21 protein-coding genes are annotated in these 25,022 nt (G+C 70.4%); 13 read left to right on the top strand and 8 right to left on the bottom strand.

Translation table 11 applies throughout. The features are described 5' to 3' along the window. Window positions 1–5 precede the first annotated feature (5 nt). Complete coding sequence (locus AB0M01_RS08805; RefSeq protein ID WP_363667075.1) at window positions 6–2,072, top strand: DEAD/DEAH box helicase; 2,067 nt, start codon at window positions 6–8, stop codon at window positions 2,070–2,072. Between the two features lie 52 nt (window positions 2,073–2,124). On the opposite strand, the gene AB0M01_RS08800 is transcribed toward AB0M01_RS08805, so the two are convergent. Then, window positions 2,125–3,216 carry an aminotransferase class V-fold PLP-dependent enzyme gene (locus AB0M01_RS08800; protein WP_363667073.1) on the bottom strand — a complete coding sequence of 364 codons (1,092 nt, stop codon included), beginning with the start codon at window positions 3,214–3,216 and terminating at the stop codon, window positions 2,125–2,127. A 108-nt stretch (window positions 3,217–3,324) separates the two neighbouring features. Continuing rightward, the gene (locus tag AB0M01_RS08795; protein ID WP_363667071.1) at window positions 3,325–3,915 is read right to left on the bottom strand and encodes a TetR/AcrR family transcriptional regulator; all 591 of its coding nucleotides are present in this window, start codon (window positions 3,913–3,915) and stop codon (window positions 3,325–3,327) included. A gap of 144 nt (window positions 3,916–4,059) precedes the next feature. On the opposite strand from AB0M01_RS08795, the gene AB0M01_RS08790 reads away from it, so the two are divergent. The 6 genes from AB0M01_RS08790 to AB0M01_RS08765 are packed head-to-tail and all read left to right on the top strand — an operon-like array spanning window position 4,060 to window position 11,526. Continuing rightward, complete coding sequence (locus tag AB0M01_RS08790) at window positions 4,060–7,230, top strand: penicillin acylase family protein (RefSeq protein ID WP_363667069.1); 3,171 nt, start codon at window positions 4,060–4,062, stop codon at window positions 7,228–7,230. A 27-nt stretch (window positions 7,231–7,257) separates the two neighbouring features. Then, the gene (locus AB0M01_RS08785; RefSeq protein ID WP_363667067.1) at window positions 7,258–7,875 is read left to right on the top strand and encodes a heavy metal-binding domain-containing protein; all 618 of its coding nucleotides are present in this window, start codon (window positions 7,258–7,260) and stop codon (window positions 7,873–7,875) included. Continuing rightward, window positions 7,856–9,205 carry a GH1 family beta-glucosidase gene (locus AB0M01_RS08780; protein ID WP_363667065.1) on the top strand — a complete coding sequence of 450 codons (1,350 nt, stop codon included), beginning with the start codon at window positions 7,856–7,858 and terminating at the stop codon, window positions 9,203–9,205. Before AB0M01_RS08785 ends, AB0M01_RS08780 begins: the two co-directional genes overlap by 20 nt. 53 nt (window positions 9,206–9,258) lie before the next feature. Beyond that, window positions 9,259–10,425 (top strand): MFS transporter, encoded by a 1,167-nt coding sequence (locus tag AB0M01_RS08775; RefSeq protein ID WP_363667063.1) that lies wholly within the window; start codon window positions 9,259–9,261, stop codon window positions 10,423–10,425. Window positions 10,426–10,435: 10 nt separating this feature from the next. Next, complete coding sequence (locus AB0M01_RS08770) at window positions 10,436–10,963, top strand: gamma carbonic anhydrase family protein (RefSeq protein ID WP_363667061.1); 528 nt, start codon at window positions 10,436–10,438, stop codon at window positions 10,961–10,963. A 41-nt stretch (window positions 10,964–11,004) separates the two neighbouring features. Next, window positions 11,005–11,526: a type 1 glutamine amidotransferase domain-containing protein gene (locus AB0M01_RS08765; RefSeq protein ID WP_363667058.1), complete on the top strand. Its 522-nt coding sequence runs from the start codon at window positions 11,005–11,007 to the stop codon at window positions 11,524–11,526. Here the strand turns inward: AB0M01_RS08765 and AB0M01_RS08760 are convergent. Further along, entirely contained in the window at window positions 11,519–12,376 is an 858-nt protein-coding gene (locus AB0M01_RS08760; protein WP_363667056.1) for a LysR family transcriptional regulator, read from the bottom strand. The genes AB0M01_RS08765 and AB0M01_RS08760 overlap by 8 nt on opposite strands. A 68-nt stretch (window positions 12,377–12,444) precedes the next feature. On the opposite strand from AB0M01_RS08760, the gene AB0M01_RS08755 reads away from it, so the two are divergent. Continuing rightward, entirely contained in the window at window positions 12,445–13,386 is a 942-nt protein-coding gene (locus AB0M01_RS08755; RefSeq protein WP_363667054.1) for an EamA family transporter, read from the top strand. On the opposite strand, the gene AB0M01_RS08750 is transcribed toward AB0M01_RS08755, so the two are convergent. The 3 genes from AB0M01_RS08750 to AB0M01_RS08740 are packed head-to-tail and all read right to left on the bottom strand — an operon-like array spanning window position 13,358 to window position 20,480. After that, window positions 13,358–13,921, bottom strand: coding sequence for a dihydrofolate reductase family protein (locus tag AB0M01_RS08750; protein WP_363667052.1), 564 nt, complete (start codon window positions 13,919–13,921; stop codon window positions 13,358–13,360). The two genes, AB0M01_RS08755 and AB0M01_RS08750, sit on opposite strands and share 29 nt — an antisense overlap. Continuing rightward, window positions 13,921–19,407 carry a carboxyl transferase domain-containing protein gene (locus AB0M01_RS08745; protein ID WP_363667050.1) on the bottom strand — a complete coding sequence of 1,829 codons (5,487 nt, stop codon included), beginning with the start codon at window positions 19,405–19,407 and terminating at the stop codon, window positions 13,921–13,923. Before AB0M01_RS08745 ends, AB0M01_RS08750 begins: the two co-directional genes overlap by 1 nt. A gap of 59 nt (window positions 19,408–19,466) precedes the next feature. Then, window positions 19,467–20,480, bottom strand: coding sequence for a saccharopine dehydrogenase NADP-binding domain-containing protein (locus tag AB0M01_RS08740; protein ID WP_363667048.1), 1,014 nt, complete (start codon window positions 20,478–20,480; stop codon window positions 19,467–19,469). Between the two features lie 71 nt (window positions 20,481–20,551). Between AB0M01_RS08740 and AB0M01_RS08735 the strand changes: the two genes are divergently transcribed. Continuing rightward, window positions 20,552–21,493: a helix-turn-helix domain-containing protein gene (locus AB0M01_RS08735; protein WP_363667046.1), complete on the top strand. Its 942-nt coding sequence runs from the start codon at window positions 20,552–20,554 to the stop codon at window positions 21,491–21,493. Window positions 21,494–21,496: 3 nt separating this feature from the next. Here AB0M01_RS08735 and AB0M01_RS08730 read toward each other — a convergent pair whose 3' ends face one another. Further along, the gene (locus AB0M01_RS08730; RefSeq protein WP_363667044.1) at window positions 21,497–21,877 is read right to left on the bottom strand and encodes a VOC family protein; all 381 of its coding nucleotides are present in this window, start codon (window positions 21,875–21,877) and stop codon (window positions 21,497–21,499) included. A gap of 243 nt (window positions 21,878–22,120) precedes the next feature. Between AB0M01_RS08730 and AB0M01_RS08725 the strand changes: the two genes are divergently transcribed. Further along, on the top strand, window positions 22,121–22,543 hold the full coding sequence (locus tag AB0M01_RS08725) for a nitroreductase family deazaflavin-dependent oxidoreductase (RefSeq protein ID WP_363667043.1): 423 nt from the start codon (window positions 22,121–22,123) through the stop codon (window positions 22,541–22,543). Between the two features lie 49 nt (window positions 22,544–22,592). Continuing rightward, a complete protein-coding gene (locus AB0M01_RS08720; protein ID WP_363667041.1) occupies window positions 22,593–23,135 on the top strand; it encodes a GNAT family N-acetyltransferase in 543 nt (180 codons plus the stop codon). Here AB0M01_RS08720 and AB0M01_RS08715 read toward each other — a convergent pair. Next, window positions 23,132–23,539 (bottom strand): MarR family transcriptional regulator, encoded by a 408-nt coding sequence (locus AB0M01_RS08715; protein WP_363667039.1) that lies wholly within the window; start codon window positions 23,537–23,539, stop codon window positions 23,132–23,134. The genes AB0M01_RS08720 and AB0M01_RS08715 overlap by 4 nt on opposite strands. Window positions 23,540–23,590: 51 nt before the next feature. On the opposite strand from AB0M01_RS08715, the gene AB0M01_RS08710 reads away from it, so the two are divergent. Further along, window positions 23,591–23,977: an SRPBCC family protein gene (locus AB0M01_RS08710; protein ID WP_363667037.1), complete on the top strand. Its 387-nt coding sequence runs from the start codon at window positions 23,591–23,593 to the stop codon at window positions 23,975–23,977. 77 nt (window positions 23,978–24,054) lie between these two features. Next, entirely contained in the window at window positions 24,055–24,999 is a 945-nt protein-coding gene (locus AB0M01_RS08705; protein ID WP_363667035.1) for a DUF1996 domain-containing protein, read from the top strand. The last annotated feature ends 23 nt before the right edge of the window (window positions 25,000–25,022 follow it).

Below are 25,022 nucleotides of genomic sequence, written 5' to 3'. Positions count from 1 at the left end.
ATTGCGTGTCCCAGCACCACCAGGACCAGTTTGTCCCGAACGACGGCGCCGACGCCGGTGATCGGGTGAAGAAGCCGCGCCACAAGAAGTTCCAGACCCAGTCGTACGGCGAGCGGATGGCCGCGGGCGAGGTCGCCCGGAACACCGCCTCCGCCGCGAACCGCGGCGAGGTCCGCGACGACACCCGCCTCGAGCGCCGGGGTGGACCGAGCCAGTACTCCGACCGTGGTTCCCGCGACGGCGGCAACGACCGCAAGTACGGCGAGCGCGGCACCCGGGGCAGCGGCAGCAAGAGCAACTTCCGCCGTGACGACCGTCCGGTGAAGGGCTACCGCTCGGAACGCACCGAGCGTCCGCAGTACAACCGCGACGACCGTCCGCAGTACAACCGCGACGACCGTCCGCAGTACAACCGCAGCGAGCGCACCGACCGGCCGCAGTTCAACCGCGACGACAAGCCGCGCTACAACCGCGACGACCGTCCGCAGTACAACCGCGGCGACCGCACCGACCGGCCGCAGTTCAACCGCGACGACAAGCCGCGCTACAACCGCGAGGACCGGCCGCAGTACAACCGCGACGACAAGCCGCGCTACAACCGCGACGACCGGCCGCAGTACAACCGCAGCGACCGCACGGACCGCCCGCAGTACAACCGGACCGAGCGTCCGTCGTACGAGCGGACCGAGCGCACCGAGCGGGTCGAGCGCCCGGTCGTCGAGCAGCAGCCGGTCGACCTCGGGACGGTTGCGGAGGGCAATGAGTTCGCCGCCCTCGGTCTCGCCCCCCGGCTCGTCCAGCGGCTCGCCCGCGAGGGCATCGACAAGCCGTTCCCGATCCAGGCCGCGACCATCCCGGACGCGCTGGCCGGCAAGGACGTGCTCGGTCGCGGTCAGACCGGTTCCGGCAAGACCCTCGGCTTCGGGCTCCCGACGCTGATGCGGCTGGCCGGTGGCCACACCGAGTCGCGCCGCCCGCGCGGGATGATCCTGGTCCCGACCCGCGAGCTCGCGATGCAGGTGCACGACGCGCTCGAGCCGCTGGCCCACGTGATGAACGTGTCGGTCAAGCTGATCGCCGGTGGCCTGCCCTACCCGAAGCAGATCGACGCGCTCCGGCGCGGGGTCGACCTGCTGATCGCCACCCCCGGCCGGCTGATCGATCTGTGCGAGCAGGGCGCCGCCGACCTGGGCGCGGTCGAGATCGCGGTCCTCGACGAGGCCGACCACATGTGCGACATGGGCTTCATGCCGGCCGTCACCACGCTGCTGGACATGACGCCGCCGGAAGGTCAGCGGCTGCTGTTCTCGGCGACGCTGGACAACGACGTCGACACCATCGTGAAGACCTACCTGAAGGACCCGGTCACGCACTCGACCGAGTCCGGCCAGGCCACCGTCACCACGATGGAGCACCACCTGCTGGTCATCGAGCCGGGTCACAAGCAGTCGCTGACGGCCGAGCTGGCCAGCCGCGACGGCCGTACGATCGTGTTCGTCCGCACCAAGCTGGGCGCCGACCGGGTCGCCACCCAGTTGCGCGACCGTGGCGTGATGGCGGCGGCGCTGCACGGCGGCCTCACCCAGGGCGCCCGGAACCGGACGCTCGACCAGTTCAAGGACGGTTCCGTCCCGGTGCTGGTGGCCACCGACGTCGCGGCCCGCGGCATCCACGTCGACGACGTCGGCCTGGTCGTCCAGGCGGACCCGCCGGCCGAGCACAAGGACTACCTGCACCGCGCGGGCCGTACGGCGCGCGCCGGCGGCAAGGGTGCCGTCGTCACCCTGGTGCTTCCGCACCAGCGGCGCGGCATGATCCGGCTGGCCGAGTCGGCCGGTGTCGCCACCGAGCCGGTGAAGGCGCGTCCGGGTGACGAGCTGGTGACCGAGCTGACCGGCGGCAGCAAGCCGTCCGGGTACCCGGTGAAGCTGCCCGAGCCGAAGCCGAAGCGCTTCGGCAACAAGGGCGGCGGCAAGCGGTACGGCAGCAGCCGTCCGGGCGGCCGCAGCTTCGAGGGTCGCGGCGGCGAGCGCGGCGGCCGTCGTCCGGAGCGCAAGTCCTTCCAGCGCTGAGCTAGCAGTACAGGGCCCGTTTCTCCCGCAGCAGCAGGGGAAACGGGCCCTTTCACTTGTCCAGCAGGCTCCACAGCCGGGCGATCACGGTCGCGATCTCTTCCTCGTCGAGCGAGACCAGCTCGAGCATCAGCTCACCCGCGTCCTGCCGGTCGGCCATCACGTAGATCGGCGGCGTACCGGCCTCCAGCTCGCGGACCAGCCCCGGCGCGTCGTCGACCTTGAGCAGCGCCCGCGACAGCGGCAGCGCCGTCGGGTCGGGCACGATCTCCGCGACCACCCCCGGGATCTCACTGGCTGCAGCGACGAAACCGGTCACCTTCGTGGCCTGATCCGCGGCCCACTTGGCCCGGTCCATCGCCTGCCACTCCTCCAGAGCAGCCAGTACGCCGACCACCGCTTCCTTGGAGGGCTTCATGCCGCGACCGATTCCGTTGCCCTGGGCCCGTACCGCCTGGACGAGACGCCGCGACCCGGCAACCAGTCCCGCGGTCGGCGACCCGAGGTACTTCTGGCCGCTGATCAGCACCAGGTCCGCACCGGTCGCGAGCAGGTCCGCCGTCCGCGGGAACTGCCCGGCGCCGTCGATGATCGCCGGTACGCCGCGACGGTGCGCGGCGCGGACCGCCGCGGTCAGGTCGAGCGGCTCGCCGCCGGTCAGTCGCGACGAGACGAGCATCAGGCAAGTGACGTCCGGACCGTCGAGATCCTCGTCCAGATCCTCAAGCCCACAACGGTTTTCGTCGCCCGCGAGCGTCACGTGCGCACCGGCGAGCCGGATCGCCTGCAGGTTGGACTGGCCGTAGTCGATGACGTGGTTCGCCGGTAGGACGACGCGGTTGTGCATGTCGCGGGCGTCCGGCAGCGCGGCGATCCGGCGCGGGTCGGCACCGGCCATGCAGGCGGCGACGGCGAGGGTGATCGCGGCCGACGTACAGTGCACGACGGCTCCGGCCTGGGCCCCGGTCGCGTGCGCGATCGCGTCGCTGGCCCGGTCGCCGAGCTCGTCCATCACGAAGAACTCGGGCAGCGCCTCCGCGACCGCGCCGGCCACCGCGGCAGAGCTCCTGGAGACTCCCAGCGGCGTGTACGTCCCACGCGCGTTGACCACCACACTCAACCGGTGCCGCTCATGGATACTCATGATTTGATCACATTAGTGGTCACGCACCGTCAATGGCGAGACCCAATCGAGTGCTGGCGTTGCCGGTGGCGTGAACTGCCTGAGACGAAAGTGAAAAGCCGGCTCTTCTCACGAGGCCAGGGCGAGCAGGTGGTCGACGAACGCTTCGAGCACCCGGACGGCGGCCTCGGTGTCGCGGTCGACCAGCCAGCCGAGCGTGACGCCGTCGGTGATCGCGAGCGTCATCCGGGCGAGCTGACCGGCCGGGACCGGCCAGGTGACGGCGCACGCGACGGAGATCTCGGCGAGGATCTGCTCGATGCCGGCCAGCTGGGATTCCCGCTGCTCGCGGGCGAGCGGTTCGGTGTCGGCGTTGCGGAGCGCCCAGCTGGTCAGCTCGTAGGTGAGGAGCTGGGCGTCGGGGGTCTCCTCGACGAGTTTCCAGAAGCCGACGAAGGCGTTGCGCACGCTGGAGGCGAGGTCGGCGCCGGGAACGATCGCGGTCCGCGCGGCCTGGACCTGGGCGTCGGCGATCACCCGGATCACCTCGTGCAGCAGCTCTTCCTTGGAGCGGAAGCAGTAGTGCACGACTCCGACCGAGATCCCCAGCTCTTGGGCGATCCGGCGGGTGGTCGTCGCGGCCAGACCCTCGCGGGTGGCGACCTGGATCGCCGCCTGGACCAGCTCGGCACGGCGGACGTCGGCGGGCACGCGCGGCATCGGACTCCTCTCGACCAGCTCTCACAGTAAGCGCATCAGGTCAAGCGTCCAAGACTCTTGACCTGATGCTACTAGTGAGTCATCGTCAGTTTTCAGACGTCCCCTGCCGTCATCGCTCGCCCCCGAGTCTTTGAGGGAGGACCCGTGCCCCGTCCAGCACGTCGTACCGCCGCCGTCCTGCTCACCGTGTCTGCTCTCGTGGTCGCCGGACTGCCTACTCATGCGCAGGCTCAACCCCAGGCCGCTCCTCCAACGGACTACTGCGTCGGGCAGTGTGCTGACATCGTTCCGCCCGGGCAGAACGGGAACGCGACCTTCACCGATCTCCTGCTGTTCAAGGGATTCGGCGTCCGACCCGCGCACTTCAGCGACACCGTGAAGCCCTACGAGAAGCTCGTCTGGAACTCGCAGGGGATGACCGACGACAAGCTCGCGCCGTACTTCGACGACGCGTCGTTCGGAGTGAAACCTGGCGACGTCGCCAGCACCTTCAAGCCACGCTCCGACGTGACGATCGTCCGCGACAAGTCCCGCGGGATCCCGCACATCACCGGCACCACCCGCGCGGGCACCATGTTCGGCGCCGGGTACGCCGGTGCGCAGGACCGGCTGTTCGTGATGGACGTCTTCCGGCACCTCGGCCGCGGCCAGCTCACTCCGTTCGCGGGCGGCGCCGCCGGGAACCGGCAGTTCGAGCAGGAGTTCTGGCGGACCGCGCCGTACACCGAGGCCGACCTGCAGAAGCAGTACGACGACGCCGACGAGCGCTACGGCGCCGACGGTGTGAAGATGCAGCAGGACATCCAGGCCTGGGTCGACGGCGTCAACAACTACATCGACACGGTCGGCATCGCCTACCCGGGTGAGTACGTCGCGCTCGGCCTGACCTGGCCGACCCCGCGCTGGAAGGTCACCGACGTGGTCGCGACCGCCGCGGTCGTGGCCGGCATCTTCGGTACCGGAGGCGGCGGCGAGATGGCCTCCGCGCTCGCGCTGCTGGAGGCGCAGGCGAAGTACGGCGTTGCCCAGGGCACCAAGGTCTGGGAGTCGTTCCGCTCCCAGAACGACCCGGAGGCGAACACCACCGTCCACAACGGCGCCACGTTCCCGTACGGCACCACCGGCCCGAACCCCGCAGGTCGCGCGATGCCCGACCGCGGCTCGGTCACCGAGGAGCCGCTGGTCGTCGACCAGACCGGCTCGGCCGGAGTCACCAAGCGGCTGCAACCCAAGAGCAGCGTGAAACCTCCGAACAAGGCCCTGGGCAAGGAGTCACTGAAGGGCATCTTCGACGGCGGTGTCTTCCCGGAGGGCTTCGGCCCGAAGGGCATGTCGAACGCACTGATGGTCTCCGGCGCGCACACCGAGAGCGGCAACCCGATCGCGGTCTACGGCCCGCAGACGTCGTACTTCGCCCCGCAGCTCCTGATGCGCCAGGAGCTCCAGGGCCCGGGCGTCAGCTCGCGCGGTGTCGCGTTCGCCGGGCTCAACTTCTACACCCTGATCGGCCGCGGCGCGGACTACTCGTGGAGCGCGACCAGCGCCGGCCAGGACATCACCGACACGTACGCCGTACCGCTCTGCGAGCCCGACGGCAGCACCCCGACCAAGGCCTCCACCCACTACCTCTTCCGCTCCACCTGTACGCCGATCGAGAAGCTCGAGCGCCACAACGCCTGGTACTCCAGCCTCGGCTCCTCGGAGCCGGCCGGTTCGTACACGCTGGTCGCCCAGCGCACGAAGTACGGGATCGTCAGCCATCGCGGCACGGTCGCGGGCAAGCCGGTGCTGTTCACGAAGAACCGGTCGACGTACGGCAACGAGGCCGGCTCCGCGCTCGGGTTCATGCTGTTCAACGACCCGGACCGCGTCCACAACGCCCAGGAGTTCCAGGCCGCCGCGACGAACATCGGCTACACGTTCAACTGGTTCTACGCCGACAAGACCGACATCGCGTACTTCAACTCCGGCGACAACCCGGTCCGCGCAGCCGGTGCCGACCCGAACCTGCCGACCTGGAGCAGCTACGAGTGGCAGGGCTGGAACCCGGACACGAACCGGGCGTCGTACACCCCAGCCAGTCAGCACCCGCAGGTCGTCAACCAGGACTACCTGACCAGCTGGAACAACAAGCAGGCGCCGGGATTCTCGGCCGCCGACGGCAACTTCGGTTACAACTCGGTTTACCGCAGCCAGCCGCTCGACGACCGGATCGAGGCGGTCATCGACGGCGGCCAGAAGTTCACCCGCGGCAAGCTCGTCGAGGCGATGGAGGACGCCGCGACCGTCGACCTGCGCGCCGACCAGGTGCTGCCGTACCTGCTCCGGGTGCTGAAGAGCGCGCCGGTCACCGACCCGGTCGTCGCCGACGCGATCGCCAAGCTGACCGCCTGGCAGGCCGCGGGCAGTCACCGCAAGACGCCGAACGAAGCGTCCAAGACCTACGACCACGCGGACGCGATCCGCATCCTCGATGCCTGGTGGCCGCTGCTCGTCCCGGCCCAGTTCCGGACCGGGCTCGGACCCGACCTGTACGACGCGCTGGTGCACACGCAGAAGATCGACGAGCGGCCGAGCGCGCAGGGATCGGCGTTCCAGAACGGCTGGTGGGGATTCGTCCAGCGCGACCTGCGCAAGGTGCTCGGCGACCCGGTCGCGACGCCGCAGCCGGTCACGTACTGCGGTGGCGGTTCGCTCAGCACGTGCCGGACCGTGCTCGCCGACGCGCTGAAGGCGGCCGTTCAGGTGCCCGCGGCAACGACGTACCCGGCGACGACGGACTGCGCGGCCGGCGACCAGTTCTGCGCCGACCAGATCGTGCACCAGCCGATGGGCGGCATCACGCAGGACCGGATGGCGTGGGTCAACCGGCCGACGTACCAGCAGGTGGTCGAGTTCCCGGCCCGGCGCGGGGACGACGTCAGCAACCAGGCGCTCGGCAAGACGGCGACCGCGAGCAGCCACGAGACCAGGCTGTTCAACTCGCCGCCGGCCAAGGCCGTCGACGGCGATCTCGGGACGCGGTGGGCGAGCAACTGGTCCGACCCGCAGTGGCTGAAGATCGATCTCGGCAGCGAGCAGCCGGTACGCCGGGTGGTGCTGCGCTGGGAGTCGGCGTACGCCAAGTCCTATCGGGTGGAGGTGTCGCGCGACAACGTGAACTGGACCCAGGTCTTTGCCACCAGCAACGGCGACGGCGGCGCCGACGTGGTCCGGTTCGCGGCGGCGACGGCGCGGTACGTGCGGGTGACCGGGACGCAGCGGGCGACGTCGTACGGGTACTCGCTGTACGAGGCGCAGGTCTACCGGCAATGAGTCGACCGTGCCTGCGAGGATGAGGGTATGAACCAGAACTTCCCCCCTCAGCACCCGAACCAGCCGCCGTACCCGCCGCAGCAGGGGTACCAGCAGGGACCCCCGCCGGGGTACCAGCCCCCGCCGCCCGGGTACCAGCAGGGGCCGCCTCCGGGGTACCAGCAGGGCCCGCCGCCTGGTTACGGCCAGGCGCCGGGTCAGTACCAGCCGACGCAGCAGTCGAACGTGCCGCACGTGGCGCCGGCCGGTTCGCCGTACCCGGTGCTGGTGTCGACGATGAACGACCTGCCCGGCTACAGCGCGGAGAAGGTGTTCGGCGAGGTGTTCGGGCTGACTGTGCGCAGCCGCGACTTCGGCTCGAACTTCACCGCCAGCTTCCGGTCGCTGGGTGGCGGCGAGGTGCCGGAGTACACCCAGATGCTGGCCGAGTCGCGGCACGTCGCGGTGATGCGGATGTGCCAGATGGCCCAGCAGATGGGCGCCAACGCGATCCTCGCGATGCGCTTCGACTGCAACGAGATCGCCCAGACGATGAGCGAGGTGGCCGCCTACGGCACCGCGGTGATCGTCCGGCCCATCGAGGCGCCGCGTCCGCAGGACACGGCGCCGGACGAGGATGATGCTGATGACGGTGGAACTGCCTGACTTCGGTCCGGACTTCCGGTGGGGAGTCTCGACCTCGGCGTACCAGATCGAGGGGGCCGCGACCGAGGGTGGTCGCGGCCCGTCGGTCTGGGACACGTTCTGCGCCGAGCCGGGACGCGTGCTCGGCGGCGAGACCGGGGCCGTGGCCTGCGACCACTACCACCGGTACGCCGAGGACGTCGCGCTGCTGCGGTCGCTGGGGGTGGACACGTACCGGTTCTCGTTCTCCTGGTCGCGGATCCAGCCCGACGGCCGCGGCGCGGTGAATGCCGAGGGCATCGGGTTCTACGACCGGCTGGTCGACGAACTGCTGGCCGCGGGCATCCGGCCGGCGCCGACGCTGTTCCACTGGGACACTCCGCAGCCGCTGGAGGACGCGGGCGGGTGGGTGCAGCGGGACATCACCGCGCGGTTCGCCGACTACGCGGCGCTGCTGGCCTCGCGGTTCGCCGACCGGGTGCCGCAGTGGATGACGATCAACGAGCCGGTCGTGCTGACGATGATGGGGTACGCCGTGGGCGCGCACGCGCCGGGGCGCGCGCTCGGGTTCGAGGCGCTGCCGGTGGCGCACCATCAGCTGCTGGCGCACGGGCTCGCCGTACAGGCGTTGCGGGCCGGGGGAGCTGCTGAGATCGGGATCGCGAGCAACCACGCGCCGGTCTGGGCCGCGAGCGATGCTGTCGAGGACGTCGAGGCGGCATCGCTGTACGACACGTTGATCAACTGGCTGTTCGCGGATCCGGTGGTTCTAGGGCGTTATCCGGAAGGCTTCGCCGAGGCGATGCCCGGCCCGGTCGCGGAGGACCTCGCGGTGATCTCGACGCCGCTCGACTTCTTCGGCCTGAACCACTACGCGCCGACCCTCGTCGGCGCGCCTTCCGGTTCCGCGGACGCCGGCGCGACCGACGGCATCCCGCTCCCACCCGGCCTGCCCTTCGAGCCGCGCAAGCTGGTCGGCTATCCCGAGACCGACTTCGGCTGGCCGGTGGCCCCGGAGGCGTTCACCGAGATCCTGCAGATCCTGCAGGACCGGTACGGCGACCGCCTGCCGCCTGTCTACATCACCGAGAACGGCTGCTCGGACGCCGCGCTCGACGACCAGGCGCGGATCAGGTATCTCGACGGCTACCTGCGGGCCCTGAAAACCGCCGTCGACAAGGGGATCGACGTCCGCGGGTACTTCCAGTGGTCGCTGCTCGACAACTTCGAGTGGGCCGCGGGGTACTCGCAGCGCTTCGGGCTGGTGCACGTCGACTTCGAGACGCTGCAGCGCACCCCGAAGGCGTCCTTCGCGTGGTACCGCGACCTGATCGCCAAGAGCCGGGGATGAGTACAGCTTTAGCTGAACCTGTAGTACCTGTCCGTGGCCGGTGGACGGCTGCGGTGGTGCTGGCCAACGTCGGAGTCTTCGCGGCTTGGCTCGGCCCGATCCAGGTTCTGCTGGCCCAGCAGTCGGAAGCTGTTGCTCCGGGCAACAAAGAATTCGTGCTGGGTCTGGTGACCGGGGTCGGAGCGGCGGTCTCCGTCGTCGCGAACCCGGTGTTCGGAGCGGTGTCCGACCGGACCACCTCGCGCTTCGGCCGCCGTACGCCGTGGGTGCTGGCCGGCGGGATCGGGGGAGCGGTCGGGCTGCTGGTGCTCAGCGGGTCGAACGCCGTGCTCTGGATGCTGGTCGGCTGGTGCCTGGTGCAACTGTTCGGGAACGCGCTGCTCGCGGCGATCACCGCCGCGGTCCCGGACCTCGTCCCGAGGACGCAGCGCGGTGTCGTCGGTGGCTGGGTGGCACTCGCCCAGACGCTCGGCGCGCTTGTCGGGGTCGGACTCGCCACCGTCGTCGGAGGGGTCGGCGGTGGCTACCTCGCGTGCGCGGCGTTCCTGCTCATCTCGGTCGTCCCGTACCTGCTGCGCAGCGGCGACCGCGCGATGACCGAGCGGACGCCGCTGGTCTGGCCCGAGTTCTGGAAGGGTTTCTGGATCAGCCCCCGCCGGTACCCCGACTTCGGCTGGGCCTGGCTGACCCGCTTCCTGCTCAACCTCGGCAACGGGCTCGGCACGCTCTACCTGTTCTTCTACCTGCAGGACGCCGTCGGGTACGACGACCCGGACGTCGGTGTCCTGGTCCTGACGGCGATCTACAGCCTCTGCGTGATCCTCACCGCGGTCAGCTCCGGCGCCTGGTCGGACCGGGTCGGGCGGCGCAAGGTCTTCGTCACGGGGTCGGGCATCGTGATGGCGGTGGCGGCCGTCGTACTGGCTGTTTGGCCGACGTGGCCGGGCGCGATCGTGGGTGCGATCGTCCTCGGGACCGGCTTCGGCGTGTACCTGTCGGTCGACTTCGCGCTGCTCACCGAGGTCCTGCCGAGCGCCCGCGACCGCGCCAAGGACCTCGGCGTGATCAACATCGCCAACTCGCTGCCGCAGGTCCTCGCGCCCGCGCTGGCCGCCCCGATCGTCAAGTACGCCGGCGGCTACCCGGTGCTGTACCTGCTCGCCGCCGCGGTGACGCTGCTGGGCGCCGTACTGGTCCGGTACGTCCGCGGCGTCGCCTAGTCTGGCCGTCATGCCGCTCTTCTCGTTCGAAGGCAAGTCCCCGCAGGTCCACCCCGACGCCTGGATCGCCCCGACCGCGACCCTGGTCGGCGACGTGCTCGTCGAGGCGGGCGTCTCGGTCTGGTACGGCGTGGTGATCCGCGCCGACCTGGGCCGGATCATCGTCCGCGAGGGCGCCAACATCCAGGACAACTCGGTCCTGCACGTCGGCGGCGGCAACACCTGCGAGATCGGCCGCAACGTGACGATCGGCCACCAGTGCCTGGTCCACGACTGCACGATCGGCGAGTCGGCCCTGATCGGCAACGGCGCCATCGTCCTCGACGGCGCCGTCGTCGGCCCCCGAACCCTGGTCGCCGCCGGAGCAACCGTCACCCCCGGCAGCCAGATCCCCGGCGAATCAGTAGCCCTGGGCAGCCCAGCCAAGAAGATCATCCCGCTGGAGGGCACCGCGAAGCTCTTCGTGGACCACAACGCAGCGGTCTACCACGACCTCGCCCGCCGGCACGCGGAATCGGTTGAATTGATCGAGGAGTAGCGGGTACCGGTGCGGCTCGTCGTCGTACTGAGGAGTGAGTGATGAAGAAGGTTGCGTTCCTGGTTGCTGCCGAGGGGATCGAGCGGGTCGAGCTGACCGAGCCCTGGGATGCGGTGCAGGCTGCCGGGCATCAGCCGGTCCTGCTCAGTCCGGAGACAGGTGAGGTGCAGACCTTCGATCACCTCACGGCCGCCGAGAAGCGGTCGGTCGACCAAGCCGTTGGCGACGTAGCAGTCGACGACTTCGATGCGCTCGTCCTGCCCGGCGGCGTCGCCAATCCCGACGCCCTGAGGACCGACGCGACCGCGGTCGCCTTCGTGAAGGACTTCTTCGCCTCCGGCAAGCCCGTCGCCGCGATCTGCCACGCGCCCTGGACCCTCGTCGAGGCCGACGTCGTCCGTGGCAAGCGGCTGACCTCCTGGCCGAGCGTGCAGACCGATCTGCGGAACGCCGGCGCCGACTGGGTCGACGAGGAGGTCGTCGCCGACGGCAACCTGATCACCAGCCGCAACCCCGACGACATCCCGGCCTTCACGAAGACGTTGCTCGAGGCCCTCAAATAGCCTGCTGGTACGCCGCACTGATCAGCGCGACCGCGTTCTGCGTCGACGGGTGCGGGTCCTGCCGCGGCCAGATCACCCGCACCGGCACCGGCGGCGCGTCCTTCAGCGGCAGGAAAACCACTCCTGCCCGCCCGTACTGAGTGGCAGTGCTCTCCGGCGTCACCCCGACGTAGTCCCCGGCCGAGATCAGCGCCAGCCAGTCGTCGACGTCCGCGGTGTACTCGATCCGCGGTGGCGTCCCGCTCGGCCAGAGCTCCAGGCTCGTTGTACCGGTCCGCCGGTCGACGAGCACCGTCCGGCTCCGCACCTCGTCCAGTCGCACCGACCGCCGCCTCGCCCACGGATCGTCCGCCGCCAGCACGAGCTGCCGCCGCTCGACCCCGACCACCGTGCTCGCGTACGCCTTCTCGTCCACCGCGGTCCGTACGACGGCCAGATCGCAAGCCCCCTCAGCGAGTCCGCCCGTCGGCGTGTTCGTCCGCACGAGCACCAGCTCGACCTCCGGGTAGAGCGCGGCCCATCGCCGCTGAAACCCCGTCGTGTGTCGCCCCAGCGCGGACCACGGATGCCCGAGCCGGAGCCGCGCGTGCCCTGAAGTCGCCTCCCGCACGAGATCGTCCAGCTCGTCCAGCAGATGCCGAGCCCGCACGACCAGCTGCGCGCCGGTCGCGGTCAGCGCCACGCTCCGGCTGCTCCGATACAACACCCGTACGCCGAGCGCCCGCTCCAACCCGGCCACCGCGCGAGAGACAGCGGCCTGCGAGGTCCCGAGCGCGATTGCCGCGTCGGTGAACGTCCCTGCGTCCACCACCGCGAGCAGGTACCGCAGATGCCGCAGCTCCACCTCCATACGCCCAGCGTATAGATCGAACCTGAGATGCATTTTGCGCATCCGCAGACCCGGCGCATCCTGCGACCATGAGCAGCCTCCCCGCCAGGGCAGCAACTGAGCCTTCTGTTGTTTCTTCTCCGGCCGCAGCGGCCTCGCCACAGGCCACCGGGTCCGGCCGCATGCCCGCCGGGCAGTTGCGCGGGATCCTCCTCATGCTCACCAGCGGCGTCTCCAACCAGGTCGGCGCCGCCACAGCAGCTCTGGGCTTCCCCGCACTCGGCCCAGCCGGCGTTGTAGCCATCAGACAAGCCGTAGCCGCCGTGGTCATGCTCGCCGTCGTCCGCCCGCCGCTGAAGACTTTCACCCGCCGCCAATGGCTCCCCATCCTCGCCCTCGCAGCCGTCTACGCGACCATGAACCTCACCCTCTACACAGCCATCGACCGCATCGGCCTGGGCCTCGCGGTCACCCTCGAATTCCTCGGCCCGCTGGCAGTAGCCCTCGCCACCTCACGCCGCCGAGTGGACCTCATCTGCGCCCTCATCGCCGGCGCCGCCGTCATCGTCCTGATGCGACCACAACCCACCACCGACTACCCCGGCATCGCCTTCGGCCTCATCGCCGCCTGCTGCTGGGCGGCGTACATCCTCCTCAACCGCACCCTCGCCACCCGCCTGCCCTCAGCCCAAGGCGCCGCAGCCGCGGCAGCGGTCTCAGCCGCCGCCTACCTCCCGGTCGCCGGCTGGATCCTCATCCAGCACACGCCGGCCCCCAAGTACCTCGCGTACGCCGCCGCGGCCGGCCTCCTGGCGTCGGCCGTCCCCTACCTCCTGGACCTGCTCACCCTCCGCCTGGTCCCCACGACGTTCTTCGGCCTCTTCATGAGCGTCAACCCGCTCCTTGCGGCCGTAGCCGGCTGGCTCCTCCTCGAGCAGCGCCTGGGCCTGCTCGAGTGGGCAGCGATCACCGCGGTCATCACGGCGAACGCCACCAGCGCGCTCACTCCACGGCGTAGCTCGAGATCGTGACGCCCGACGGCGTCGTCCGCGAGACCTCCAGCCGCAACGACAGCGGCTCCGGCAGCTCCCCGAACATCTTCTTCCCGGTACCGATCACCAGCGGGAACGTCAGCAGGTGCAGCTCGTCCACCAACCCGTGAGCGAACAGCGTCCCCAGCAGATCCGCGCTCCCGAACACCACCAGCTCCTCCGGAATCTCCCGCACAGCAGCGACGAGATCCGGTCCGAGCAGCACCGAGTTGTTCCACTCCGAAGACGTCAACGTCCGCGACGCGACGTACTTCGGAATCCGGTTCAGCGCCGCCACGGCGGGGTCGTTCTGATCAGCAGGACCCCACACCGCGGCGAACGTCTCGTACGTCTTCCGCCCCAGCAGCAACCCGCCGGCAGCCAGCGTCGCCCCTTGCATGAACTCGGCGACGGCGGAGTCCATCCCCGCCGTCACCCACCCGCCGTGCCGGAACCCGCCCTCGGTGTCCTCGTCCGGGGCGAGCACCGACTGCACGACCCCGTCGACGGACTGGAAGTTCACGACGCTGATCATCAGCCGGAGAACTTCTCCAGCGCAGCGATCAGCTGCGGCCGCAGCTCCTCGGGCGTCACCACCTGGTCCACGGACCCGACCCGCACCGCGCGCCGGATGTCGTGGATCCGGTCGAACTCCGACGCGACCTCGCCGAGCTTCTCGGCGCGCACCGCGGTGCGCACCTCGGCGAGCTCGTTGGTGAGCGCGGCGCGTTCGGCGCCCTCGGCCTCGGCGACCCGTCCGGACAGCTCCTTGACCCGCGGGTCGGCCGACGTCCGGGCGTTCACCTCACCGGAGAACACCACCGCGGCAGCCGGCGCCCCACCGAGCACCGACGCGAACGAGCCCTCGACCGCGAGCACCGTCATCGACGGGTTCAGCGCCTTGGAGAACACCACGAACGCGCCGCCGTGGTACCGCGAGACCACGCAGAACACGATCGGCCCGCGGAAGTTCACGATCGCGCGGCCGATCTCCGCGCCGTACTCGAGCTGCAGGTTGCGCATCGAGTCCGGGGACCCGTCGAAGCCCGACAGGTTGGCCAGGACGACGAGCGGACGGTTGCCGCTGGCCCCGTTGATGGCCCGCGCGACCTTCTTCGACGACCGCGGGAACAGCGTGCCCGCGGTGTAGGTGTCCGGTCCGTCGGTGGGCGGGAAACCGCGCCGCGCGACCGGCTTGGACTCGATCCCGACCAGGCAGACCGGCAGCCCGCCGAGGCGGGTGTCGGCGACCACCGCCGTCTCCGCGTCGGCCATCCCGGCCCAGCGCTCGAGCATCGGGTGGTCCTGGTCGGTCACCGCGCGCATCAGCGTGCGGATGTCGAACGCCTTCTTGCGGTCCGGGTTGGTCGCCGCGGAGAAGATCTCCCCGACCGTGCTGAAGCCGCCGTCGGCCGGGTCGTGCGGGTACGCCGAGATGTCGCGGTCGACCGGGTCCGACGTGGTGGCCCGCCGCGGCCCGGACTCACCCGGTACGACGTACGTGTGGTCGTAGTGCGCCATCAGGATGTCGCGCGCACCGCCGAGGTCCGGCGCCCAGTACTGCGCCTCGCCGTTCGGGCCCATCACCCGGTCGTAGCCGCCGATGCCGAAGTTGTCCTCGGCCGAGACGCCACCGGCGAAGTCGAGCGTCTGCTTACCGGTCAGCACCATCGCGGAGTCCGGTGTCATCACCAGGATGCCCTTGGTGTGCATCAGCATCGTGGCTTCGGCGTTCCAGTACGGCTGCGCGCCGACGTTGATGCCCGCGACCACGATGTTGATCTCGCCGCCGGCCTGGGTGAACTCGACGATCCGCTTCAGCGCCTTCGCGACCCAGTCCATGTTCTCGGTCCCGGAGTCCATCGAGATCCGGGCGCCGGCCGAGACCGCGAACCACTCGACCGGCGCGCCGAGCTTCTCGGCCAGGTCGAGCGCGCCGATGATCCGCGCGCACTCGGCCTCGGCGACGGCGCCGAGCGCCATCGTCGGGTCGCCGCTGAGCACCACCCGGGTGATGCCCTCGGGGTGCCGCTTGGTCGGCGTGGTGATCACACCGGCGATCAGGCCGGCCTTGTTCAGCCCGCGCGGCCGGTCGACCGGCACCAGCGCGCCGGTGTCGTCCAGGTCGTGCTCGACATAGGTGCCTCCGGCACCGACCACCAGACCGGCCACCTCGTACGGGTAGACGGTGTTGCGGCGGCGGGCCTTGAGCACCTTCTGCGCGTAGTCGTCGAGCGGCTTGAGCCGCTCCGTCGGCGGCCGGACCACCTTGGTGACGACACCGGAACCGGGCTGGTACGAGAACCGCCCGACCACCGGCAGCGGCGTACCGTTCGAGCCGGTCACCCGGCCGCTGATGATGACTTCCTCGATGCCCGCGCCCGCGGTCATCGGCGCGATGTTGCGCTGCAGGGCGGTCAGCTCGGGGACCTGGCCGTCGACGACCGGCCAGATCGTCACCCAGACGTGGTTCATCTCCAGCCGTGCCCCGGCGGCGCCGCGCGCCGTCCGGGCCCGGCGGATGCCTTCGAGGCAGTTCGCGATCGCGCGCTCGACGTGCGGCAGCGCGGTGACCTTGCCCTCCTCGTCGCGGACCACGGCGAACTGGCGGACCTGCGCCAGCGCGACCAGCCGCTCGTCCGCGGGGTTGTCGCGCGCGACGCAGTGGTAGAGCAGCACGTCCTCGGGCGCGTCCAGCCGGGTGATCTTGAAGTCGTGCAGGCGCCACAAGTTCAGGCGCCGGCCGACCATCGGGTGCACACCGCGCACGTTGTCGTCCTCGACGACACCGTCGGCGGTCGGCCGGAAGGTGAAGTACCAGACCTCGCGACCGTTGCCCGGGACAACAGCCAGGGCGACCCGTCGTACGTCGTTGACGAACGGCAGCGCGGCGACGATGTCGCGGAGCTGGTCGGACGCCTCCTGTGGGGACTCCGGCGTACCGGGCCAGGACAGGTACAGGTCCGCGACGGCCTGGTGACCGGCCGGTGCGGCCGCGACCTCGGCGGCCAGGTCACGGACCAGGTCGCTGCCGAGATCGGACAGCTCGCCGACCGTGCCGATCGTGGTGACCAGGTGCGAGGGCCGGTCGTCGAGCGTGTAGTCGGCGCTCGCGAAGGCCCGCCCGTTGACGATCGTGTTGCGCAGGTCGTGCAGCTCGTACTCGAGGTAGTGCCGGCGGATCAGCACTTCCAGCATCGGCTCGACCGGGTGCACCCCGGCCTCGATCCGCTCGGCCAGGAAGCTGACGATCTGCTCCGGGATCGCGGCCAGCGCCTTCACGCGCTCGGTCCGGTCCGGTACGTCGGGGTTGCTGGTCAGCGAGTCGAGTTCGGCGGCGACCTCGGCCAGCACCTCGGCACGGTCGGCGTCCACCTGCGGCTGGTCGAACCAGCGGAACCGGACGCTGCGCGCCAGGTCGCCGATCACCGGGAAGCGCAGCTGGGTCGCGACGACCAGGTGGTCGAGTACGGCGTACGCCTCGGTGTCGAAAGGGGCCTCGGGCATCGGTTCGGCCAGCCACTGCTGGAGCAGCGACGTCATCAGCAGCACGTCCGGCGACGTGCGCTGCTGGGCCAGGAAGATCCGGAACACCGCGTCGGTCAGCTCGTCGCTGCGGTCCAGATCGGTGATCCCGTAGTGTCCGAGCACGCGGGCGAGCCGGTCACGGAACTGCGCCGGCAGCCCGGCGCGCTCGGCGTCCAGGGTCTGCAGGTAGGTGTGGAAGTGCTCCTTCGGGCTGTGCACGCGGAGCTCGGTGTTCAGGTCCTCACCGGCCGGCCGGTTGCGGCTCAGCTCGGCGAAGTCCGCGAACAGCCGCAGGACGCCGATCTCGTCGGCGACCGGCGGGCGATCCAGCTCGGCCCGGGCGGCCAGGTACTCCGAGAGCGTCCGGCCCTCGTCGCGCGGGTCGATGTCGAACCCGAGCAGCATGCTGCGCAGGTTGTCCAGGCCGCGCGCGGCCCGCTCGGCGGCGGTCGGCGGCGTCTCGGGGATCGGCAGCTCCAGATCGACGCTGTCCGACACCTCGACCTTGACGTCCGCGTCGCCGACCGGCTCCAGCCGCAGCAGCGGCGCCCCGGTCTCGACCTGGCTGCCGGTCGAGACCGGCAGCTCCTTCACGATCGCCTTGAACGGCGCGTAAAGCACCGTCTCCATCTTCATGCTCTCCAGCACGAGCACCGGCGCACCGGCCTCGACCTCGGCACCGGCGGCGACCGGCGTCGCGACCACCAGGGCCGGCGCGGGAGCGCGCAGGACGCCGCCCTCGTCGCGGCTGACCCGGTGCGTGACGCCGTCGACCTCGACCAGGTGCACGGGACCGTGCGTCGCGGTGACGAGCCGGTAGCGGCGGCCGGAGACGACCAGGCGGGCGTCGTACGCGTCCAAGCGGTCGAGCTCGGCGTCCAGGTAGCAGAGGTCGTCACCGGTGCCGACGCCGACGCGGTAGCGGGCCGAGCCGATCTTCGCGACCGACACCTTGTACGCCGCCCCGCGCAGCTTCAGCGCGATCGCGCGACCGACCTCGTGCTGCACCTGGGGGCGACCGCCGCGCGCGGAGTCCAGCAGGCGCTGGCGCTCGACCCGCTCGGCCTCCTCGTACGCCTCGATCGCGGCCGCGACCAGCGCGATCCCGGAGTGCCGCCGCAGGACCAGCCGGCCCTCGCCGCGGACCCGGTCGATCCAGCCGGTGTCGGCGGAACCGTCGATCACCTCGGGCTGGTCGAGCAGGTCGAGCACGAAGCTCTTGTTCGTCGTACCGCCTTCGAGGACGACGGTGGTGTCGGCGACCGCGCGGCGCAGCCGGCCGAGCGCCTCCTCGCGGGTCCGGCCGTAGCCGATGATCTTGGCGATCATCGAGTCGAAGTCGGCCGGGATCGAGTCGCCCTCGCTGACGCCGGTGTCGACCCGGACGCCGGGGCCGGACGGCAGCCGCAGCCGCGCGATCCGGCCGGGGGACGGCGCGAAGTCGCGGTCCGGGTCCTCGGCGTTCAGCCGGGCCTCGACGGCGTGGCCGACCTCGACCGGCTGCGGGCCCGTCAGCTTGTTGCCTGCGGCAACGTGCAGCTGGGCCCGGACCAGGTCGAAGTCGGTGGTCAGCTCGGTGATCGGGTGCTCGACCTGGAGCCGGGTGTTCACCTCGAGGAACGCGAACAGCTTGTCGCCCGGGTGGTACAGGAACTCGACGGTGCCGGCACCGGCGTACCCGACGGCGAGCGCGAGCCGCTCGGCCGACGCCTTCAGCTCGGCGGCCTGCTCCGGGGCGAGGACCGGCGAGGCCGACTCCTCGATCACCTTCTGGTTGCGGCGCTGGACCGAGCAGTCCCGGACGCCGAGCGCCCACGCCGTACCCTGCCCGTCCGCGATCACCTGGACCTCGACGTGTCGCGCACCGGTGACCAGCCGCTCCAGGAAGACGACGCCGCTGCCGAACGCGCGGGCGGCCTCGTCGCTGGTCCGCTGGTAGGCCTCGCGCAGGTCCTCGTCGTCGCGGACCAGCCGGATGCCGCGGCCGCCACCACCGGCCGTTGCCTTGAGCATCACCGGGTAGCCGATCTCGTTGGCCGAGGCGAGCGCCTCGTCCAGCGTGGCGACCGCGCCACGGCTCCACGGCGCCACCGGGACGCCGACCTCCTCGGCGATCAGCTTCGAGCCGATCTTGTCGCCCAGCTTGCGCATCGCCTCGGCGCTCGGGCCGACGAAGGTGACGCCGATCCGGTCGCACAGCTCGGCGAAGGCCGGGTCCTCGGCGACGAAGCCCCAGCCGACCCAGGCCGCGTCGGCCTTGGTCTCCAGGAGTGCTTTCTCGAGTTTGGCCAGGTCCAGGTACGGGCGGTCGGCGGCCGGGCCGAGCGGGTAGGCCAGGTCGGCCTCGCGGACGAAGGTCGCGGTCCTCTCGGCGTCGGTGAACAACGCGACCGTCTCGACCTGGCTTCCCGTCTCGGCGTTCAGCTCACGGACCGCGTTGATCAGCCGCATCGCGGCTTCTCCCCGGTTGACGATGGCGATGCGGTTGAACACCGGGCGGCACTCCTGTCGTCGGAAAAGCTGTCACCGCACAGATTCCCAGGCAGTTGCCCCTACCGTCGAGTCGGGGTCAGCTGTGCACTGGTTGTGACGATGAGGAAAGGTTCCAGCGCCTGCAGGAAATCCGCTGGGTGGAAGAGGTTTCCGGCCGTGGTCGCGCCTACTGTCCGTGTCCGTCCGTCGAGGATTCGCTGGACCGCTTCCACGGCCAGTGGAGCAGTCACGGCGTAGATGTCGCAGCCACTTGCCGTTGTCCGGCGCTGTTCTCCGTTGCTGGTCACGACGACGTCGACGACGAAGGTCTGGTCGGAGCTCGTCGGAGCGGGGGTGGTGGGGTCGGCGAGGTCCTGGGCGGCTTGGATCGCCATCGACGTGCGGACCTCGGGGATCGCCAGGTGGCTGGGGATCGTGACGACGTCGGCCATCGTGAAGCCGTGCACGACCTGCTGGCTGCCTAAGGGCTCCGGGAAGTCCCAGGTGCCCTGGGTGAGTGGGTCGTCGTGGTACTCCAGGGCGCCCTTGGTGAAGCGAACGCGGCGGCCGCCGCGACGGTCGTGGCTGACCTGGCCGGCTGCGCGGGTGCCTGGTGTGGGCTGCCAACTGCTCAGCCCGTAAGCGATCTCGGCCGTGTCGGCGCTCGTCCAGTCGCCCATCGCGTGGGTGACGAGCAGGTCGCCGAGGCCGCCGTAGAAGGCCATCGCGGGGAGGACGATCGTGCCCTGGCGGCGGGCGCGGTCGGCGTAGGTGGTGAGGGTGTCGCGGTTGGCCTCGATCTCGGCGGCGACGTCGACGTACGGGAGGCCCGCCCGCAGCGCGGCCTCGACGAGCGGGCCCGCGGTGAGAGCGAACGGGCCGGCGGTGTTGATCACCGCGGCGGCGCCGTCGAGGGCTCGGTCGAGCGCTCGCGGGTCGTCCGCTGCTGCGGGGACTGAGGTCAGGTTTCCGTACATGGCGGTGAGTTTCCCGGCGTCGCGCCCCGCGACGACGGGGTCGAGGCCGCGCCGCTGGAGCTCGGCGACGACGAACTGTCCGGTGTGCCCGGTGGCTCCGTAGACCACGATCTTCATGACTCAACTCTCGCGGCCGCGGGTCACCGAGGGTGAGAGTCCGGAACGCCATCATGCGTACACTTTCGGACATGCACACCGTCGCCCTCGCCGCCGCCGGTGACCTGCTGCACTTCGAGCTGGCGGTCGCGTACGAGATCTTCCGCACGCCACCGGCCGAGACCGCTGCCGAGGACTGGTACGACGTACTGCTCTGCGGGCCGGGCGCCGTCCGGGTCGGTCCGTTCCTGGTCGAGCCGTCGGACGGGCTGGAGCGGCTCGCGACGGCCGACACCGTGATCGTGCCCGCGTGCGCGGACGTCGACGTACCGCCGCCGCGCGAGCTGGTCGACGCCGTACGGGCTGCGCACGAGGCCGGCGCCCGGATCGCGTCGCTGTGCACCGGTGCGTTCGCGCTCGGCGCCGCCGGTCTGCTCGACGGCCGCGTCGCGACGACGCACTGGGCCCACACCGCTGAACTGGCTGCGCGGCACCCGCTGGCCGTCGTCGACCCCGACGTCCTCTACACCGACAACGGCACCGTCCTGACTGCCGCCGGCAAGGCCGCCGCGGTCGACCTCTGCATCCACCTGATCGCCCTCGACCACGGCGCCACGATCGCCAACACGGTCGCCCGCCGCCTGGTCATGCCCCCACACCGCCCCGGCGGCCAGGCGCAGTTCGTATCCACTCCCATCCAGCCCACCGGCGACCACGCCCTCGCCGACCTCCTGTCCTGGACCCAGCAGCGCCTCGATCATCCGCTGACCGTCACCGACCTGGCCCGCCAGGCGAACGTCAGCCCGCGCCACCTGACCCGCCAGTTCACCGCGGTCACCGGCCAGACCCCGCTGCAATGGCTCAACACCCAACGCGTCCGCCGCGCCCAGCAACTCCTCGAATCCACCGACGACAGCGTCGAATCCGTCGCCACCGCGACCGGCCTCGGCACGGCGACCACCCTCCGCCGCCACTTCAAGCAGACCGTCGGCGTACCGCCGGACACCTACCGGCGCTCGTTCCGCACCAGCTGACCGTCAGTCGGCGCGGATCACGCAGAACTCGTTGCCCTCGGTGTCCCGCAGTACGACGAACTCGTGCTCCTCCGGGTAGTCCCAGTCCTCGACCCGACTCGCCCCGAGCTGCACCAGTCGCTCGATGTGCCGCTCCCGCTCAGCCGTGTACAGGTCGATGTGCACCGGCGCGGCCTCCCGCGGAATCGCCTCCGCCTGCTGCACGAGCACAGCCGGCCCGCGCTTCGCCGGATCCTCGAGCATCGCGAACTGCTCCCCGATCTCCCCACCGAGCTCGTACCCGAGCGCCTCCTGCCAGAACGCAATCGCCCGGCGCATGTCCAGCGCGTTCACCACAACCGTCGCCAGCCGGAGATCACCGACCGCTGCTCCACGTTCGCCCATCACCATCGCCTCCTCGGCCGCCGGTGTCCGGGCGTGCGGCCGGCCAAACCTCTCCGGCTCGCGCCGATCGGGCGCTGCGGGTTGGCAAGAACTCGCCGATCGGGGTGACAGTCTCCCGGAGCGGTTCCGGGACCACTTTGCACAGCTCAGGCGACGAAACCCAGGCGCCGATCTTCAGTTTTCCGGGCGGCGCGGCCGGATACCCTCGTCGCGGTCTCAGCCGACAACTGGAGGAACGACGACATGAGCGACGCACCGGAGCGGATCGACGACGAGATGGTGATCCGCGAGTTCCGCGCCGGGAGGATCGGCGGCGGCGACTCCCCGTTCGGCCTGCTCCTGCTGCACACCGTGGGCGCTCGCTCGGGTGAACCCCGGATGAACCCGGTCGGCTGCATCAAGGAGCACGGCAAGATCTTGCTCTGGGCAAGCAACTACGGCCTGACCAAGCACCCCGCCTGGTACCACAACCTCAAGGCGAACCCGAAGGTCAAGGTCGAGCTCCCGACCGGCGAAGCCGAGATGCTCGCCGAGGAGATCACCGACCCCGCCGAGTACACCGCGGCCTGGGCGCGCGTCCTGGAGCTCAACCCCGGCGTCAGCGGTTACCCGGCCACCGCGGGCGACCGCCAGATCCCGCTGATCTACCTGACGCCGGTCCAGTAGTCGCTAAGGGTCCAGGGCTGCGCCCCTTCGGCCGGGTAGCTTCGAGCGCGTGCAGCGCTACCAGGACGACATCCTCCGGATCGCGGACGAGCTGACCGACGCGTACGTCGAGGTGTTCACCGCGCCGCCCTGGACCCACCGCGACCCCGACGAGACCCGCGTGGCCTTCCGGAAGCGCCTCGATGACGACGCCCGGCGCCCCGGCTTCGCGGCCTGGATCGAGCGCGCCGGCGACGGCCGGATCGCCGGTTTCGTCACCGGCTGGACGACGCCGGCGCCGTTCCGCACCGACCGCGCGTACGGCAAGGTGCGGGAGCGACTCGGCGCCGAGCAGACCGACGACCTGCTCGTGGGTGCCTTCGAGATCGACGAGCTCGGCGTCCTCGGCTGGGCGCGCGGAACCGGCCTCGGCCGCCGCCTCCTCGCGTCGGCGACCGAAGGACAGCCCAACGGTGCCTGGCTGCTGACCTGGAACGAGGCGCACGACACGATCGCGTTCTACCGGCGTACCGGCTGGCACGAACCACCTGTCGCGGGGCCGGAGACCGACATCGTCGTCTTCCTCTCCCCGGACCACCCGAAGCTGCCTTAGTCGGCGAGCCGCGGGAGTACGGCGAGCAGGTGCCGCTGCTCCGCGGCGCTCAAGACGCTGAGCAGCTCCTCCTCCATCGCCCGGATATCAGCCCTCGCGGCCTCCAACCGAGCGAGACCGTCCGGCGTCAACCGCACGGCATGCGCCCGCCGGTTCGCCGGATCAGGCTCACGAACCAGCAACCCCTGCCCGGCAAGTCCGTCCAGCAGCGGGATCAGCCGCGACTTGTCGTACCCGATCGCCGCCGCCAAGGCCTGCTGCGTCTCGGTCGGCTGCTTCGCGAGGTGGGTGAGCACGGAGTACTCCCACATCGTCAGCCCGTGCGCCTCCAGCAACGGCCGCTCGGCCGCGATCAGCCGCCGCACCACCCGACCGAACAGGGCCCCGAGGTCATCGCGCTCCATCCGAGCATCGTAGGCATTGTCCAATCGTAAGCATCTGCCTATGATCAGCACATGCCTACGAACATCACGATCTCCCGCAGCATCGCCATCGACGCCACCCCGGCCGAGGTCTTCGCCTTCGTCGCCGACCCGCACAACCTTCCCCACTGGGCTCCCCGCGCCGTCGACACGGTCGAGCCGGCCGGCGGCACCTGGCTCTTCCGTAGCGGCGACACCGAACGCCACGTCATCGTCCGTACGTCGCAGGAGCACGGCACCGTCGACCTCATCTCCCCCGAAGGCCCCGGCGTCTACACCCGAGTCATCCCCAACGGCACCGGCGCCGAGTACCAGTTCACCCTCTTCTTCCCCGAGGGCTCATCCCAGGACGCCGTCGAAGCTCAGTCCACCGTCATCGAGGAAGAACTCGAGACCGTCCGCACCCTCTGCGAGGCCTGAGTACGCCGAATCGCGTCAGGTCCTGCGTGCTACCTTCTGGCTCGTTGTGTGTGAAGGTTCAATGATTGGTGGAAGGCATGCGGCGGTTCGCCTGGCTGGGGATCGTGATGGTGGTCGCGGGCTGCGGGGTGCTGGGTGACGACAGCGACGCGGTCCGGTACGTCGCGATCGCCGACGCGCCGCAGACGCCGGCGGCGGTGCCGCCGACCGCGGATGCCTCGACCGGGACCTGGCGGGTCGACTGCGGCCGCAACGAACGCGGCATCCGCAACTCGGACAACCTGGTGGTGAATCCGGGGGTCGTCGGCGCGGCCCATCATCTGCACGACTATGTGGGGAACGTGTCGACCACTGCGTTCTCGACCGATCGGAGTCTGGCCGCGGCGGCGACCACCTGCAAGGGCGGCGACAAGTCGAGCTACTACTGGCCCGTCGTCCGCGTCCCCGGCGACGACGACATGAGCGGCATGAGCAGCGCCGAACATGATGCCCACGGCAACGAAGGCAGAGTGCTGCCACCCGCCTCGGTGTCGATCGAGTTCCGCGGCAGCCCGGTCAGCGACGTCGTACCGATGCCCGAGTTCCTCCGTACGGCGACCGGCAACGCGCACGGTTTCTCCCAGGGTGGCAAGCACACCGACCACCTGCAGTGGACCTGCTCGGGTGCCCGCGACCGCGTGGCCAAGGACTACCCGCGCTGCCCCGACGGCCAGCAGGTGATCCGCGTCTTCGACTTCCCGAGCTGCTGGAACGGCAAGTCCCTCGACAGCCCGGACCACAGCTCGCACCTGGTCTTCCCGAACGCTGCCGGCGGCTGCCCGCCCGGCTTCTTCCCCGTCCCGCAGCTGCACCTCGAGATCGGGTACGACGTACCGAAGGGCGCCGACTACTCCGTCGACACCTTCCCCGAGGACGGCCGCAGTGCGCTGGCCGATCACAGCCACTTCATCAACGTGATGCAGCCGGCCCTGATGGGCCGGCTGGTGGCTTGCCTCAACGAGGACAAGCGCTGCACCGCTTAGAAGGTTGCGGCTCGGAGTGGCCC

This window comes from Kribbella sp. NPDC051770 (assembly GCF_040681455.1).
Classification (GTDB): domain Bacteria; phylum Actinomycetota; class Actinomycetes; order Propionibacteriales; family Kribbellaceae; genus Kribbella.
This window is presented reverse-complemented; position numbering and strand designations above follow the sequence as displayed.

What these genes read in the sequence shown, in the direction of transcription:
- AB0M01_RS08740 (WP_363667048.1), bottom strand. Translation starts at nt 20,480, where the DNA reads ATGAAGATCGTGGTCTACGGAGCCACCGGGCACACCGGACAGTTCGTC.
- AB0M01_RS08710 (WP_363667037.1), top strand. Translation starts at nt 23,591, where the DNA reads ATGCCTACGAACATCACGATCTCCCGCAGCATCGCCATCGACGCCACC.
- AB0M01_RS08725 (WP_363667043.1), top strand. Translation starts at nt 22,121, where the DNA reads ATGAGCGACGCACCGGAGCGGATCGACGACGAGATGGTGATCCGCGAG.
- AB0M01_RS08750 (WP_363667052.1), bottom strand. Translation starts at nt 13,921, where the DNA reads ATGATCAGCGTCGTGAACTTCCAGTCCGTCGACGGGGTCGTGCAGTCG.
- AB0M01_RS08755 (WP_363667054.1), top strand. Translation starts at nt 12,445, where the DNA reads ATGAGCAGCCTCCCCGCCAGGGCAGCAACTGAGCCTTCTGTTGTTTCT.
- AB0M01_RS08770 (WP_363667061.1), top strand. Translation starts at nt 10,436, where the DNA reads ATGCCGCTCTTCTCGTTCGAAGGCAAGTCCCCGCAGGTCCACCCCGAC.
- AB0M01_RS08760 (WP_363667056.1), bottom strand. Translation starts at nt 12,376, where the DNA reads ATGGAGGTGGAGCTGCGGCATCTGCGGTACCTGCTCGCGGTGGTGGAC.
- AB0M01_RS08735 (WP_363667046.1), top strand. Translation starts at nt 20,552, where the DNA reads ATGCACACCGTCGCCCTCGCCGCCGCCGGTGACCTGCTGCACTTCGAG.
- AB0M01_RS08715 (WP_363667039.1), bottom strand. Translation starts at nt 23,539, where the DNA reads ATGGAGCGCGATGACCTCGGGGCCCTGTTCGGTCGGGTGGTGCGGCGG.
- AB0M01_RS08795 (WP_363667071.1), bottom strand. Translation starts at nt 3,915, where the DNA reads ATGCCGCGCGTGCCCGCCGACGTCCGCCGTGCCGAGCTGGTCCAGGCG.
- AB0M01_RS08785 (WP_363667067.1), top strand. Translation starts at nt 7,258, where the DNA reads ATGAACCAGAACTTCCCCCCTCAGCACCCGAACCAGCCGCCGTACCCG.
- AB0M01_RS08730 (WP_363667044.1), bottom strand. Translation starts at nt 21,877, where the DNA reads ATGGGCGAACGTGGAGCAGCGGTCGGTGATCTCCGGCTGGCGACGGTT.
- AB0M01_RS08765 (WP_363667058.1), top strand. Translation starts at nt 11,005, where the DNA reads ATGAAGAAGGTTGCGTTCCTGGTTGCTGCCGAGGGGATCGAGCGGGTC.
- AB0M01_RS08705 (WP_363667035.1), top strand. Translation starts at nt 24,055, where the DNA reads ATGCGGCGGTTCGCCTGGCTGGGGATCGTGATGGTGGTCGCGGGCTGC.
- AB0M01_RS08780 (WP_363667065.1), top strand. Translation starts at nt 7,856, where the DNA reads ATGACGGTGGAACTGCCTGACTTCGGTCCGGACTTCCGGTGGGGAGTC.
- AB0M01_RS08800 (WP_363667073.1), bottom strand. Translation starts at nt 3,216, where the DNA reads ATGAGTATCCATGAGCGGCACCGGTTGAGTGTGGTGGTCAACGCGCGT.